Here is a 13,524-nt window from a genome sequence, read left to right as displayed (position 1 = left end):
GCGTGCGAACCCAGGTCATGGCATCGGGACCGATCGGAACGGCCGGCGGCAGGGTCGCAGCCGCCGTGCCGGCCGTCATCCGGACCATGACCGGCGCGGCGCTCGCCGCCGCGCTGGCGGCGGCCGCACCCCCCGCGGCCGCCGCCGAAGCCGTCGCGCCTGCGACGGTGCTGAAAGACACCCCCTATCTGACCGTCGGCGATCGCGCACTGCATCTCGACGCCTATATCCATCCCGACGCGCCGCGCGCGCCGGGGCCCGTACTGATCCATTTCCACGGCGGCGGCTGGGCGCGCGGCGCGCGTCCGGCGAGCTGGACCGGCTTTCGCCCCTATGTCGATGCGGGCTTTTCGGTGGTGACGGTCGAATATCGCCTCGCGGGCGAAGCCCCCGCCCCCGCTGCGGTCCAGGATGCGCGCTGCGCGCTGCACTGGGTCGGCGCCAACGCCGCGCGGCTGGGGTTCGACCGCGACCGCATCGTCGTGTCGGGTACCTCGGCGGGCGGACATCTCGCGCTGATGGCGGGGCTGCTGCCCGCCGCGAATGCGATTGACCTCGACACCTGCCGCGATGCCCCGCGCGCCGCGGCGATCCTCGACTTCTATGGCCCGGTCGACCTCACCGCGATGCAGCCCGGATCGGACCGGCTGCACCCGACGGTCGCGAACTGGATCGACGCGGCGCCCGACGCGCGCGCGCTGGCGCGGCGGATGTCACCGGTCGAATGGCTGACCGCCGCCGCCCCGCCGGTCTTCATCGCGCATGGCGACGCCGACCCCGTGGTGCCGGTCGCGCAATCGGCCGATCTCAAACGCCGGCTCGACGCGCTGGGGGTGGCAAACGACTTTTTCACGGTGCGCGGTGGCGGGCACGGCAAGTTCGATCCGGCAAGCCAGGCGGCGCTGACGGCGCGCGCGATCGCCTTTCTCTGCGCACAGCGCCTGCCCGCCGCGGCGGCATGCAAAAACTGATCGGCGACGCGGCGATGGGCTTCAAACTTGTCATACCACATTGTATGAACGCTCCCACAATAGAGTGGGGAGACGATTGAATCATGGCCGAACGCCGCCTTTTCGAAGATATTGCCGATACGATTCGCCGCTCGATCCTCGACGGCACCTGGCCGCCGGGAACGCGGCTGCCCGGCGAGCGCGAACTGTCCGAACGCTTCGACGTCAGCCGCGTCACGATCCGCGAGGCCGAGATCGCGCTGCAGGCGACAGGATGGATCCACATCCGCACCGGCGCGGGCGCCTATGTCGCGACCGAACTGCCCGGCGACAATGCGATCCTGCCGCAGGTCAGCGCCTTTGAACTGACCGAGGCGCGCGCGCTGTTCGAGGGTGAAGCCGCGGCGCTCGCCGCGCCCACCATTTCGGCCGACACGCTCGCGCGGCTCGACGAGCTGCTGGTCGCGATGGCCGACGACGACGCGAGCGAGGACGCAATCAGCGCGATCGACCGCGATTTCCACATGACGATCGCCGCGGCGTCGAACAACAAGGCGATCATCCATGTGATCGAAAGCCTGTGGCGCATGCGCATGGAATTGCCGCAGGTGCGGCAGAGCCACGCGCTGGTGTGCCGCAAGGACGGCAGCGCGCGGCAGGCCGAGCATCGCGACGTCGTCGTCGCGCTGCGCAACCGAGACGCCGCCGGGGCGCGGCAGGCGATGCGGCGCCATTTCAACCGCCTGCTCGAATCGATGCTCGACGAAACCGAGGAACGCGCGCTCGACGAACTGCGCCGCCAGTCGGCCGAGAGCCGCGAACGCTATCTGCTCAGTACCAAGCTCGCCTGAAAGGCCCCGATGTCCGCTTCCCCCGAATCGCCTGCCGCGCAGGCCGCCTGCGCGGCGCTGCTCGGCGCGCGCCGCACCGGCCGCGCCCTGCCCGTCTTTCCGGCGCCCGCCCCCGCGACGCTGGCCGCGGCCTATGCGGCGCAGCAGCGACTGAGCGACGCACTGGGCGGCGCGGTGCTGGGATGGAAGGTCGGGCGGATCCCGCCTGCGATGGTCGATGAACTGGGTACCGATCGTGTCACCGGTCCGGTGTTGCGCATCGCCGAGCTCGACGGCGCGACGCCGGGCGATGCCCGAATCTTCGTCGGCGGGGTCGGCGCGATCGAGACCGAGGTGATGCTGCGCCTGCGCGCGGTGCCCGCCGCGCGGCTGGCGGACAATGACGAAGCCCGCCAATGGGTCGACGCGGTCCGCGCCGGGTTCGAAATCGCGAGTTCGCCCGCACCCGATATCTACAATCACGCCCCCTTCGGCATCATCGCCGACATCGGGATCAACAACGGGCTGCTGCTCGGCCCGCCGCTCGACCTCGCCGATTTCGACCGCATCGCCGTCACCACCGAGCTCGACGGCGTCGCCGTCGGCACGGGGCGCGCCTGCGACATCCTCGACGGCCCGTGGGGGGCGCTGCGCTTCCTCGTCGACCTGCACCACGACGGCACGATCCGGCTCGCCCCCGGCCAGTGGATTTCGGCGGGTGCGATCACCGGAGTCCATCCGGTCGCGGTCGGTCAGCGCGCCACCGCGCGTTTCGGATCGGCGGCGATGATCGCCTGCAACGTGGTCGCCGAACCCGGCTTCGCGGCATGATCGACGCGGGCAAGACGATCGCCGCCTTCGGCGAAGTGGTGCTGCGCCTGAGCGTCGCCGAGGGCGAGCTGGTGCTGCAATCGGCGGGCTTCGAGGCGCATGTCGGTGGCGCCGAGGCCAATGTCGCGGTCGCGCTCGCCGCGCTCGGGCGACCGACGCGGATGATCGGCGCACTGCCCGCGGGCGCGATCGGCGACGGCGTCGCCGGCGAGCTGCGCCGCCACGGCGTCGATACGCGCGCCATCGCGCGGCGGCCGGGGCGGATGGGCAATTATTTCTATATTCCGGGCGGGCCGATGCGCCCCGCCGAGGTCGTCTATGACCGCGCCGATTCGGCTTTTGCAACGATGGCGCCCGGCGACTGGGACTGGGACGCGCTGCTCGCGGGGACCGGCTGGCTGCACCTGTCGGGGGTGACCCCCGCGCTCGGGCCCGCGAGCGCCGAGGCGGCGCTCGCGGCGGTGCGCGCGGCGCGCGCGCGCGGCATCGGCGTGTCGTTCGACGGCAATTGGCGCGGGCGCCTGTGGGAGCGCTGGCACCGTGACCCCGCCGCGATCCTGCGTCCGATCGTCGCCGAGGCGAGCCTGCTCTTCGGCAACCACCGCGACGCGGCGCTGCTGCTCGGGCGCGACTTTTCGGGCGACGGTCCCGACCGGCGGCGCGAGGCGGCGCGTGCGCTGCTCGACGCCTTCCCGAACCTCGAAACGGTCGCGTCGACCGCGCGCGAGATCGTCGATCCCGCGACGCACCGCATCGCGGCGCGTATCGACCGCCGCGACGGCGACGCACAGACGCCGCCGGTGACCATCGCGGGGATCACCGACCGCATCGGTACCGGCGACGCCTTTGCCGCGGGGGTGCTCGACGGGCTGTTCGGCGGCATGGAACCGATGGCGGCGGCAGAGCGCGGGCTGGCGCTCGCCGGGCTCAAGCACGGGCTGCGCGGCGACTTCGCCCCCTTTGCCCGCGCGACGCTCGACAGCGCCACCGCCGCCGCGCACGACGTCGAGCGCTGAGAACCGATAGATTGAAGCTCGGTCCTGCGGGTGTCGGACGCAGAGAGCTGATGCAACGGGCATAGCTATGCTGAGTCAATGCGGGCCAATATGTCCGTGAACGCCAGCTGGCGGCCCCTCCGGCCGGCATGTTCGCCCCACCGCAAACGACACCGGTTTCCAGGTCCGCGCTCGGCGAGCGACAGAATATCACCGCGATGTTTACCCAGCTCGGCCAACCGGTGTGGCGCCCAGGGGCCCCGCGGGCTATGACGACAAGGTCGCGACGTGGGCAGCGTCAGCGGCGCTGATGCAGCGCGTCGAGCTCGCCAGCCGCATTGCCGGGCGGATCCGCGACCACGCCGACGCCCGCGAGCTCGCGAAAGCGGTCCTTGCTGACGCGCTCACCCCCGAAACCGGCCAAGCGATCGCGCGCGCTGACGGCCCGGCCAGGGCATCGCCATGGTCTTCGTCAGCCCGGCCTTTTTGCGGAGATAAGGATGATCGTCTCACGCCGCTCTATCATCCTGTCGGGGATCGCTGTCGCTGCCACAAGCGCGCTGCCGGGCTTCGCCTATGCCCCCGCGGGTACGCTGAAACGCCTCGTGTTCATCATCCAGCGCGGCGCGGCGGACGGCCTCGGGATCGTCGCGCCGATCGGCGACCCGGCCTTCGCCGCCGCGCGCTGGTCGACGAGACCGCCGGCGGAGCAAAGCTCGACAGCATGTTCACGCTGCACCCGGCAATGGCGACGACCGCGGGCCTGTACGCCGGCAAGCAGGCGCATTTCGCTCACGCCGTCGCCACCGGCTATCGTGATCGCTCGCATTTCGACGGGCAGAATATGCTCAAGGGTGGCGGATCGCGTCCCTACGGCCGCGACAGCGGCTCGGTCGGGCGGCTGCTGACCCTACTCCCGCCGCCGAGCGAAATGCGATCGCCATCGCGCCCGCGGTGCCGCTCGCGCTTCGAGGCACGATGCAGGTCGGGACCTATGCGCCTAGCCGCTTGCCGCAGGCTGACAGCGACCTGATCACGCGGCTGACGGCAATGTATGCCAATGACAAGCTGCTCCATCCTTTGTGGGACAGCGCAGTCAAAACGCAAGAACTGGCGAGCGATATCAGCGGCAACAACGGCCGCAACGGCACCGAGCTCGGCGAGCTCGCTGCATCGCTGATGTTTCCCGCCGACGGCGCGCGCGTGATGATGGTCGAAACGGGCGGATGGGACACGCACAGCGGTCAGCGCGGTCGGCTCGCGGCACAACTGCGTGGGCTCGACAAGTTCGCTGGCGCGCTCCGGACGGGCCTTGGCCCGGCGTGGGCGGACACGCTCGTACTTGTCGCCACCGAATTCGGCCGCACGGTCGAAGTCAACGGCACCGGCGGCACCGACCATGGCACCGCTTCGGTCCTAATGCTGCTCGGAGGCGGATTGAAGGAAGGCGGCAAGGTGTCGGCCGACTGGCCTGGGCTGGCGACGCCGGCGCGATACGAAGGTCGCGACCTCAAACCGACCCGCAGCCTCGAAAGCGTGATCGCCGGCGCCGTTGCGCATCATTATGGGCTCGATCCGATGCACGTTGTCGGCACTCTATATCCTGATATCGAGACGTGAATTCGGTGACCACCTGGACGACCGATTTGGCCGCAGGCAGACTGTCAGCTTTTGCGGCCAGACAGAAGAAAGCGGACATTCGGTTCCTTGCGCCGCGTGCGTGCGTGCCGGTCATGCCCCCTGTCGACGATCGAGTCCGTATAATTACGAAATGCGCCTGCCAGCCATGTCGCTAGCCTGTTGCCGCAAAGGAGCAGGCCATGACGAGACATTGCGAACTTCCCGGCATTAAAGCGGCACGGCGATCGCCGCCGGGGCGTCGGGCAAACAGGCCATCGCCATTTCGCGAGCAAAGCCGGACCGCAGGCACGCTGGCAGTGCGCAGAACGCCACGCTCCCGGCCCGACACGCATGAGGGAGACCGGACATGACAAGCGTCACAACACCCCCCGATATGACGCTGAGCGAAGCGAGCGAGGGGCATCTTCTCACCCGAGGCGGCGTTGAACTGCGCGTCCGTCCGGTCGCCGAGAGCGATGTCGATATCGTCGATCGATTCTTCAACGGCCTGACAGCGGACGACATGATGTTCCGCTTTCTCAGCGGACAGCCGCATCTCTCGAGCGCGCAGCTCGCCGCGATGGTCGGGGTCGACCATCGGCACCGCGAGCATCTCCTCGCCTTCGACGTCGAGACAGGCAAGCTGGTCGCGAGTTTGCTGATCGCGGCAGACGAAGCCTTTGTCAGCGCCGAAGTCGCGATCGCGATCGCGCCAGCCTACAAGACACGCGGGGTCGGCTGGACCTTGCTTCATCACGCGATCGAGCTCGCGCGCAGCCGGGGGCTCAAGACGCTGCGCTCGATCGAGAGCCGCGCCAACCGTGGCGCGATGGAGGTCGAGCGGACGCTGGGTTTCCGGGCCAGCAACTACGACGGCGACGCTACGCTCGCGCTTCTCGAGCTTGACCTCACCCAGCCCGGCTGATCCGTTCATACTCCGGCCCCAACGACGAGGAAAAGCGGGTGCCCCGGACATATTATGCGATGCAACTCGACGCGCCCGGAACGCCCCTGCGGCGCGTCGAGCGCAGGTTCACCACGCCCGGGCCGGGCGAGATCGGCATTCTGGTCACCGCCTGCGGTGTGTGCCGGACCGATCTTCATATCGTCGATGGCGACCTCAAAGGTGCGCTCCCCATCGTTCCCGGTCATGAGATCGTCGGCCGTGTCGATGCACTCGGCTCCGGCGTCACCGGCTTCCAGCCGGGCGACCGCGTCGGGGTTCCGTGGCTCGGCAAGAGCTGCGGACAATGCCCTTATTGCACCGCCGGTCGCGAAAATCTCTGTGACGCACCCGAATTCACGGGGTTCTCCCGTGACGGCGGGTTCGCGTCATACTGCATCGCGGACGCCGGTTTCGCCTTTGCCCTTCCCGATGCGTTCGACGATGTGCACGCCGCGCCCTTGTTATGCGCCGGACTCATTGGGTATCGCGCCTATCGCATGGCGGGCGAGGCGCCCCGTATCGGGCTCTACGGGTTCGGCGCAGCGGCCCATCTCCTGGCACAGGTGGCCTTCGCCGAGGGCCGCGAGGTCTATGCTTTCACGCGAGAGGGAGACGTCGCGGGTCAGGCGTTCGCACGGCGGCTCGGCTGCATCTGGGCCGGCGCGTCGAACGAAGCCCCACCCGTCGAACTCGACGCCGCGATCCTGTTCGCCCCTGTCGGCGCGCTCGTTCCCGAAGCCCTGCGCCGGACTCGCAAGGGCGGACGGGTGATTTGCGCCGGGATATATATGAGCGACATCCCCTCCTTCGCTTATGCCGACCTGTGGGAAGAGCGGTCGATCGCCTCGGTCGCCAACCTGACGCGCAGCGACGGCACGGAGTTTCTGGCGCTGGCCGCGCGCACAGGAATCCAGACCTTCACGACCTCGCTGCCGCTCACCAAAGCCAATGAGGCGCTGGATCGGCTTCGGCGCGGCGAGGTGACGGGCGCCCTCGTCCTTGTCCCATAGCAGCGGACCGCACGGGGCAACGCGTCGATACGGACAATCCCCAATGGCCGGCCTCAACGGGGTGCGCGACAATGGGCGAACTTCACAGGAGCTTCGGGCATGAACGACATCGCTGATGACACCCCTCGCGCACCGCGGCCGCCCGAATGCCCCGACTGCGACCCGCCCCCCATGCCGGCGAAGCGCTATCCCGAAACGCCGCCCCCCGCGCCCGACAATCAGCCGCTGCGCACGCCGCAGGAAACGCCGGTCGTCCCCGACAGCCATCCCGAAACGGTCCCGATAGAATATCCCGACTGACAGCCTCGCGCGCCGTACGCGACTCTGGATCTCAGCTTCCCGGCGACGGGGCCCCGTTCCGCGTGAGGCGGGTCACGGCGTCTATCAGCGCATGCTCGCGAAGCGGCTTCTCAAGAATGAGAGCGAAGCCGGCTTCCCTGGCGCGAATGCCCAGCTCCGCAGAGCCATAGGCCGATATCAGAATGGCGGGCCCGCGCCAGCCATCGGCGCGAAGCGAGACGAGCATCGCGATCCCGTCGCAACCGTCGAGCCGGTAATCGACGATGAGGCAGTCGGGTGCTGTGTGCGCGGCGTCGGCAAGCGCCGGGTCGGCCGCCGACCAGGCCTTTGCCGCAAAACCGCGTCCCTGAAGCAGAAGTAGCAGCGAGCGACGCACCGCCGGGTCGTCTTCGACGATAAGGACGGAGGGCGGCGGTTGGCTCCACCCTTCTCTCGCGGTCAGCATGTCTCTGGTCCCTGTCGCCGCTGCAGTGTCGAGGCCGAGCCGTTCGGACGGCTGCATTCAAAGGAATATCCGGGGCTCTTCGGGCTCACCCGGTCGCAGAAGCGAGCCCGAAGCCGGCCGACAGAGGAAAGCCGCATCAATGACTCATCAGCAAGGCATGTTTGTTCTTGGTGAGCAGATTCCTGGTCGTGCCGCCGAACGTCTCGCGCAGCCGCCCGCGACCATATGCGCCCATGACGATATAATCGGCGCCGAACAGCACCGCCTCGTCCGCGATCAGAAAATCGGCATGGAATTTGCCGATGTCGGTCGATCGGACCACCGCCCTGATTCCGTGGCGCGACAGATAGAGCGCCGCTTCCTCCGGCGCGATATGAGTGTCGGGTCCCTGCGCGGTGAAGATCTCGACCTCCTTCGCGAAGGCGAGGAGGGGCACCGCGGCGCGAAGAGCTGCCGCCGAAGAGGGACGGCCATCCCACGCAACCAGCGCGCGTTCGAGTTCGAACCGCTCAAGCCCCCCGGGCACGGCAAGGACCGGCGCACTCGCGCGCGCGACGATGCGGCTCGTGATGTCGCGCATATCGGGCAGCGGGAACCCGTCGAGCGCGCAGTTGAGGACAATCAGGTCGGCGAGGTCCGCCGCGTCGAGCACCGCGCCCGCGATCTCGTCCATCACGTCGATCCAGCTCCAGCTGACATCCTCGCGCGACAGGCGATCGCTGATCGCCGCCTTGTTCTTCGCCTCGCTTTCGCGCTCGTCGAGCACGACCACGGTCTCGGCAAAGCCGAACCCATCGCCGGCGATCACCGGATAGGGCGTGACGTCGATGCAGGTGAGGTGCCCCTCGACCGCCCGCGCGATGTCGAGCGCCGCCTGCAGCCTTGCTTCCTGGCCATGATCGTCATGCACCAGCAAAAGGATATTCTTCATGGCCCATCTCCTTCTTCCGGTTGCAGCCTATGAGCGGCGCTCGCGGGCCGATATGCGCAATGATACGGATATGGAGGCCACTGCCGCCTCCCCTTCGTCGATCATCGCGCCGGCGGCCCACCGTCGCTGTCGAGAAGCTCGATCGGCTCGGTATCGGCCGCGCGAAGCGAATCGGGCGCAATGATCACGCTCGTTCCCGGCACGAGCAACGGCGCCACCAGCGCGCGCACATCGTCCGCGACATGGACGCGGCCGGCAAAGCCGGTCGGCGAAGCGGCGGCGATGGCCCCCGGCATCGGTATTTCGAGCCAGGAGGCTTCACCAGCATCGCCTGCCCGCATCAGGAAAGCCGAAGCTCCGGTCACCGGACCATCGATCCGGACCGGCGCCGATCCGATCACGATTCCGCTCCGCAAGACGAGCATGCGGCGATCGGTGCCGCTGACGATGATCGAGACCGGGCCGCTCGGCGCGCGTTCCGGATTCCACATCGTCGCCCCTTGTGCGGGCGACCTGTCCGACCGGAGCAGCGGGTCGGCAGGCGCCGCGCGCGGAATCGCCGCCGCGTCGGTAACGATCACCGTCATCCCGAGGCGGGTGACGCCATAGAGAAGCCGCGCAAACGCCTGCGGAAGGCGGATGCAGCCGTGCGACGCGGGATAGCCCGGCAGCGTGCCGCCGTGCAGAGCGACCCCGCCCCAGGTCAGCCGCTGCATATAGGGCATGGGGGCATTGTCGTAGAGGCTCGAATAATGCTCGACCTGGCGCTGGAGGATCGTGAACACTCCCGTCGGCGTCTCGTGTCCCGGCTTGCCGGTCGAGACGGTCGTGATCGCGATCGGCACACCATTGCGATAGAGCGTCGCGCGCTGGGTCGTCAGGCTGACGATCATGAGCAGCGGCCCCTGCGGCGCTATCTCGGGCGCCCAGATATAGTCGCCGGGTTTCATCCTTTCTGCCGCCACCATGACGCTCTGCCCTGACTCGGGCGGAGGCGCGGCCGCGGCTGCGACCGCCAAGGGGCCCAGCAGCACTGCACCGAGGAGCAGCATTGCCTTTCGTTTTGCCCTCCGCATCATAACCATCTCAGCCCGCCATGACCGCGACGCGGGGCCGATCGGCAATGCGCCGCCTCCACCTTTTCAGCGTCGAGGTCGTCGCAGATGGCGCGGCAACGGACCGGACAGGACGCGCAATTGCTCATCTCATGCCTCCCATGCCCGCGGACCGCACGGTCGAACGCAAGCACGGCCATGACGGCGGTTCGTGGACGCGAAACCGAGTCGTAGATCCTTCATGCTGCTCGGATAGCGGCGCGTCGCGGGTCCATGATTACGCAACTGTACGTATGCTGGGGAAGCGCGGCGTAAGGGCTTTTGCGTAACGACAGCAGGCGCGCGCGGGCGCAAGGAATCGACCGGATGACCTGTTCGCCGATGAAAGGAATGGACGATGAGTGAAGCCGGACACGACCTGCACGCGCTGTTTCCGGATCACGGCCCGACGCTTCATGCGCTGAAGCTTGGGAACGAGCGTTTCCGAAAGCTCGCCAGCGATCATCACGATCTCGAGGCGCAGATCCGGCGCGCCGAGGCGGGCCTCGACGCAGTTTCCAACGAGAGGCTCGAAGAGCTGAAGAAAGAGAGGCTGCTCCTGCTCGACGAAGTCTCGAGCCTTATTGCGGACGAGGAGACGCTGTGATGCACAATCTGGCGGAAATCCGGGCCGATCTGACCGCGCGTCTCGCGCGGCTGGCGGCGCAGGTCGAGCGGATCGAAGGCGAACAGCGAACGCCGCTCGACGATGATTTCGGCGAACAGGCGACCGAACGCGAGGGCCGCGAGATTCTCGACGCCGAAGAACGTGCCGCCGCCGAGGAGATGCAGGCGATCCGCCATGCGCTCGCGCGCCTCGACGCCGGGCGATACGGCCTTTGCACGTCGTGCGGGATTCCGATCGATGCCGCGCGGCTCGAAGCGATGCCGACGGCGGCGCATTGCATCGAATGCGAGCGCGAGTTCGGCGACTGACGCGTCCGGCCGCCGCCCGCCATGCCCGACATCGCCATTCCCGCAATCCTGGCCCCCGCCGCAGGTCTCGGCCTAGCGCTTCTGCTCGGGCTTCTCGTCGGCGTCCAGCGCGGCTGGACTCTCCGCAACGCACCGGTAGGCAGCCGTTTCGCGGGCATTCGCACCTTCGCCCTGCTGGGGCTTGCGGGTGGCCTCGCGGGAACGATCATGGAGCGAAGCGCTGCCCACGCCGCAATCCTGCTGGCTGCGGCGGCAATTCTCGTGCTGATCGGCTATGCCAAGACGGCCCGCAGCCCCGACCAGCTCAGCGGAACGACGAGCCTCGCCGCGCTGATCACGGTCGGCTGCGGCTATCTGGCGGCGAGCGGCGAGGCGCAAACCGCGACGATCGTGGCGGCCGCAACGACGATGATCCTCGCGCTGCGGTCCGAGTTGCACGGCTGGCTTGCGGGCCTCAGCGACGTCGAGATCGGTGCGATCGCCCGCTTCGCCCTGATCGCGCTCGCCATATTGCCGCTGCTGCCCGACCAGGCCTATGGTCCCTATGACGCCTGGAACCCCCGCCAATTGTGGCTTGTGGTCGTCTTCGTCTCTGGCTTCTCGTTTCTCGGCTATGTTGCCGCCAAACGCTTCGGAACGGCGCGCGGGACGCTCATCATGGCGGCAACCGGCGCCATGGTTTCGTCGACAGCGGTGACCGCCGCGCTCGCGATGCGGGTCCGCGACGGCGAGGAAAGTCAGGCGATGGCGATCGCGGGGATCGGAGCCGCGTCGGCGGTCATGCTTGTGCGAGCGATCATCCTTACACTCGTCCTTGCACCTGCTGCCATGCCCGCTTTCGCCTGGGTCGCCGCGCCGGCCGCGCTGGTCAGTGCGGGGGCGGTGGCCTGGGCCTTTCGCGGGCAGCGATCATCCCGAACCGAGCACCCGGTCGAACTCAAAAACCCGTTCCGCCTCGCGCCAGCCATCGGCCTGATGCTGCTGGTCATGCTCATAACCGTCGGCGCGCGCTGGATGATGGCCCTGGTGGGCGAGAAGGGGCTCGCACTGGTCATTGCGCTCTCCGGTCTGGCCGACGTCGATTCGGCGATCATCACGGTTGGATCGCTTCCCGCGAATATGCTCGAAGGCCAGCTGGCGACGATCGTCATCATCGCTCCAGTGCTCGCCAACACATTGTTCAAGGGCGCAACGGCGGTCGCCGTCGCGGGATGGCACAAGGGCTGGAAACTCGCGGCGCCCCTCGTCCTCGGCGTTGCGGCAAGCCTCGCGCTCGTTCCGGTCCTGCTGGTCTGACGCGATGCACTCCCCGCCCGCCGAAGCCACGCCGATGACGGCGAAAGGTGCCGAAACCGAGCCGGAATCGCCACGAGGTCCGATCGCCCTCGTCCGCACCCTCGGACCGGGCCTGATAGCCGGAGCGGCCGACGACGATCCCAGCGGCATCGGCACGCACAGCCAGATCGGGGCCGCCTTCGGCTACCGGCTGTCATGGACCTTCGTCCTCAGCTTTCCGCTGATGGTCGCGATCCAGGAGGTTGCCGCCGAGATCGGCCGCGTCACCGGAGCCGGGATCGCGCGCAACCTGCGGCGTCACTATCCGCGCCCGCTGCTCTGGTCGATGGTCTCGCTGCTGCTCGTCGCCAACATCATCAACCTCGGTGCCGATCTCGCGGCGATGGGGGCCGCCCTCGCGCTTCTCGCGGGCGGTAGCGCCGGGCTCTACACCTTGCTGTTCGGTATCGTCAGCATCGTGCTCGAAGTCGGGCTCAGCTATCCGCGCTATGCATCTATCCTCAAATGGACGACGCTGACCCTCTTCACCTATGTCGCGGTTCTGTTCGTCGTCCATGTCCCCTGGGGCAAGGCGCTCGGCGCTCTCGTGCTTCCCCACATCGAACTCAATGCCGCCTATGCGACGGCCTTCGTGGCCATTCTCGGCACGACGATCAGCCCCTATCTCTTCTTCTGGCAGGCGGGTCAGGAAATCGAGGAGCAGCACCGCCGCCACGCCAAGCCGCTCTGCCTGACCCCGGCTGCGGCGGGTCCCGAACTGAAGCGCATCCGGCTCGACACGCTCACCGGCATGGCGTTCAGCACGATCATCTCGCTCGCGATCGTCTTCGCCACCGCCGCGACGCTGCACGCCGAGGGCATCAGCGACATCGCGACATCGGCGCAGGCGGCCGAAGCGCTCCGTCCGGTCGCCGGGCAGTTCGCTTTCGCGATGTTCGCGCTCGGAATCATCGGCACCGGCCTTCTCGCCGTGCCGGTGCTCGCCGGATCGGCCGCCTATGCCGTGACCGAGATGGCGGGCATCGCGGGCAGCCTCGATGCCAAGCCGCTTTCCGCGCGACTCTTCTATGGAACGATCGCGGCGACCACGCTTGCCGGAGCCTCGCTGTCGATGCTCGGGATCGATCCTGCGCGCGCGCTCTACTGGGCGGCCGTCGTCAACGGAGTGCTCGCGGCGCCCCTGATGGCGGTCATGATGCTGATCGCCCGCAATCCGCGCGCGATGGGCCGCCTTGTCGTATCGCGCCGACAGACATGGGGCGGCTGGGCGGCGACGGCGGTCATGGCCGCAGCCTCCTGCCTCTTCTTCTTTTTCGTTCTGAGCGGGCGCGGCTGACCGG

17 protein-coding genes are annotated in these 13,524 nt (G+C 68.3%); 12 read left to right on the top strand and 5 right to left on the bottom strand.

Annotation, left to right across the window (positions count from 1 at the left end; translation table 11 throughout):
• Positions 1 to 2 precede the first annotated feature (2 nt).
• From EAO27_RS20315 to EAO27_RS20300, 4 genes are all read left to right on the top strand, one after another.
• Complete coding sequence (locus EAO27_RS20315) at positions 3 to 971, top strand: alpha/beta hydrolase (protein ID WP_242774706.1); 969 nt, start codon at positions 3 to 5, stop codon at positions 969 to 971.
• A gap of 83 nt (positions 972 to 1,054) precedes the next feature.
• Positions 1,055 to 1,801, top strand: coding sequence for a FadR/GntR family transcriptional regulator (locus tag EAO27_RS20310; protein ID WP_242774703.1), 747 nt, complete (start codon positions 1,055 to 1,057; stop codon positions 1,799 to 1,801).
• 9 nt (positions 1,802 to 1,810) lie between these two features.
• Positions 1,811 to 2,611 carry a 2-keto-4-pentenoate hydratase gene (locus tag EAO27_RS20305; protein ID WP_242774700.1) on the top strand — a complete coding sequence of 267 codons (801 nt, stop codon included), beginning with the start codon at positions 1,811 to 1,813 and terminating at the stop codon, positions 2,609 to 2,611.
• A complete protein-coding gene (locus EAO27_RS20300; protein WP_242774697.1) occupies positions 2,608 to 3,627 on the top strand; it encodes a sugar kinase in 1,020 nt (339 codons plus the stop codon). Before EAO27_RS20305 ends, EAO27_RS20300 begins: the two co-directional genes overlap by 4 nt.
• A gap of 277 nt (positions 3,628 to 3,904) precedes the next feature.
• Here the strand turns inward: EAO27_RS20300 and EAO27_RS20955 are convergent, their stop codons facing one another.
• Positions 3,905 to 4,030 carry a hypothetical protein gene (locus tag EAO27_RS20955; protein WP_278190111.1) on the bottom strand — a complete coding sequence of 42 codons (126 nt, stop codon included), beginning with the start codon at positions 4,028 to 4,030 and terminating at the stop codon, positions 3,905 to 3,907.
• 150 nt (positions 4,031 to 4,180) lie between these two features.
• On the bottom strand, positions 4,181 to 4,435 hold the full coding sequence (locus tag EAO27_RS20295; protein ID WP_242774695.1) for a hypothetical protein: 255 nt from the start codon (positions 4,433 to 4,435) through the stop codon (positions 4,181 to 4,183).
• Positions 4,436 to 4,560: 125 nt separating this feature from the next.
• Here EAO27_RS20295 and EAO27_RS20290 point away from each other — a divergent pair, with 125 nt between their 5' ends.
• The 4 genes from EAO27_RS20290 (at position 4,561) to EAO27_RS20275 (ending at position 7,482) form a co-directional block, all read left to right on the top strand.
• Positions 4,561 to 5,226 carry a DUF1501 domain-containing protein gene (locus EAO27_RS20290; protein WP_242774692.1) on the top strand — a complete coding sequence of 222 codons (666 nt, stop codon included), beginning with the start codon at positions 4,561 to 4,563 and terminating at the stop codon, positions 5,224 to 5,226.
• Positions 5,227 to 5,593: 367 nt separating this feature from the next.
• Complete coding sequence (locus EAO27_RS20285; protein WP_242774689.1) at positions 5,594 to 6,151, top strand: GNAT family N-acetyltransferase; 558 nt, start codon at positions 5,594 to 5,596, stop codon at positions 6,149 to 6,151.
• A gap of 59 nt (positions 6,152 to 6,210) precedes the next feature.
• Positions 6,211 to 7,182, top strand: a complete 972-nt coding sequence (locus EAO27_RS20280) for a zinc-dependent alcohol dehydrogenase family protein (RefSeq protein ID WP_242774686.1) — start codon at positions 6,211 to 6,213, stop codon at positions 7,180 to 7,182.
• Positions 7,183 to 7,281: 99 nt separating this feature from the next.
• The gene (locus EAO27_RS20275; protein ID WP_242774683.1) at positions 7,282 to 7,482 is read left to right on the top strand and encodes a hypothetical protein; all 201 of its coding nucleotides are present in this window, start codon (positions 7,282 to 7,284) and stop codon (positions 7,480 to 7,482) included.
• A gap of 31 nt (positions 7,483 to 7,513) precedes the next feature.
• Here EAO27_RS20275 and EAO27_RS20270 read toward each other — a convergent pair whose 3' ends face one another.
• The 3 genes from EAO27_RS20270 to EAO27_RS20260 form a co-directional block, all read right to left on the bottom strand.
• Entirely contained in the window at positions 7,514 to 7,927 is a 414-nt protein-coding gene (locus EAO27_RS20270; RefSeq protein ID WP_242774680.1) for a response regulator, read from the bottom strand.
• 136 nt (positions 7,928 to 8,063) lie between these two features.
• Positions 8,064 to 8,858 (bottom strand): universal stress protein, encoded by a 795-nt coding sequence (locus EAO27_RS20265; RefSeq protein WP_242774677.1) that lies wholly within the window; start codon positions 8,856 to 8,858, stop codon positions 8,064 to 8,066.
• A 101-nt stretch (positions 8,859 to 8,959) separates the two neighbouring features.
• On the bottom strand, positions 8,960 to 9,934 hold the full coding sequence (locus EAO27_RS20260) for a L,D-transpeptidase (RefSeq protein WP_278190171.1): 975 nt from the start codon (positions 9,932 to 9,934) through the stop codon (positions 8,960 to 8,962).
• Between the two features lie 376 nt (positions 9,935 to 10,310).
• On the opposite strand from EAO27_RS20260, the gene EAO27_RS20255 reads away from it, so the two are divergent.
• Genes EAO27_RS20255 through EAO27_RS20240 form a run of 4 tightly spaced genes read left to right on the top strand, consistent with a single transcriptional unit; the run spans position 10,311 to position 13,520 of the window.
• The gene (locus EAO27_RS20255) at positions 10,311 to 10,559 is read left to right on the top strand and encodes a DUF465 domain-containing protein (protein ID WP_242774671.1); all 249 of its coding nucleotides are present in this window, start codon (positions 10,311 to 10,313) and stop codon (positions 10,557 to 10,559) included.
• The gene (locus EAO27_RS20250) at positions 10,559 to 10,888 is read left to right on the top strand and encodes a TraR/DksA C4-type zinc finger protein (RefSeq protein WP_242774668.1); all 330 of its coding nucleotides are present in this window, start codon (positions 10,559 to 10,561) and stop codon (positions 10,886 to 10,888) included. Before EAO27_RS20255 ends, EAO27_RS20250 begins: the two co-directional genes overlap by 1 nt.
• A gap of 21 nt (positions 10,889 to 10,909) precedes the next feature.
• The gene (locus EAO27_RS20245) at positions 10,910 to 12,184 is read left to right on the top strand and encodes a DUF4010 domain-containing protein (RefSeq protein ID WP_242774665.1); all 1,275 of its coding nucleotides are present in this window, start codon (positions 10,910 to 10,912) and stop codon (positions 12,182 to 12,184) included.
• Positions 12,185 to 12,218: 34 nt separating this feature from the next.
• Positions 12,219 to 13,520, top strand: a complete 1,302-nt coding sequence (locus EAO27_RS20240) for a divalent metal cation transporter (RefSeq protein WP_242774650.1) — start codon at positions 12,219 to 12,221, stop codon at positions 13,518 to 13,520.
• Positions 13,521 to 13,524: the final 4 nt, after the last annotated feature.

It is taken from the genome of Sphingopyxis sp. YF1, from assembly GCF_022701295.1.
Taxonomy (GTDB): domain Bacteria; phylum Pseudomonadota; class Alphaproteobacteria; order Sphingomonadales; family Sphingomonadaceae; genus Sphingopyxis.
Note: the sequence above shows the minus strand (reverse complement) of the source record. Positions and strands in the feature narration are given on the sequence as shown.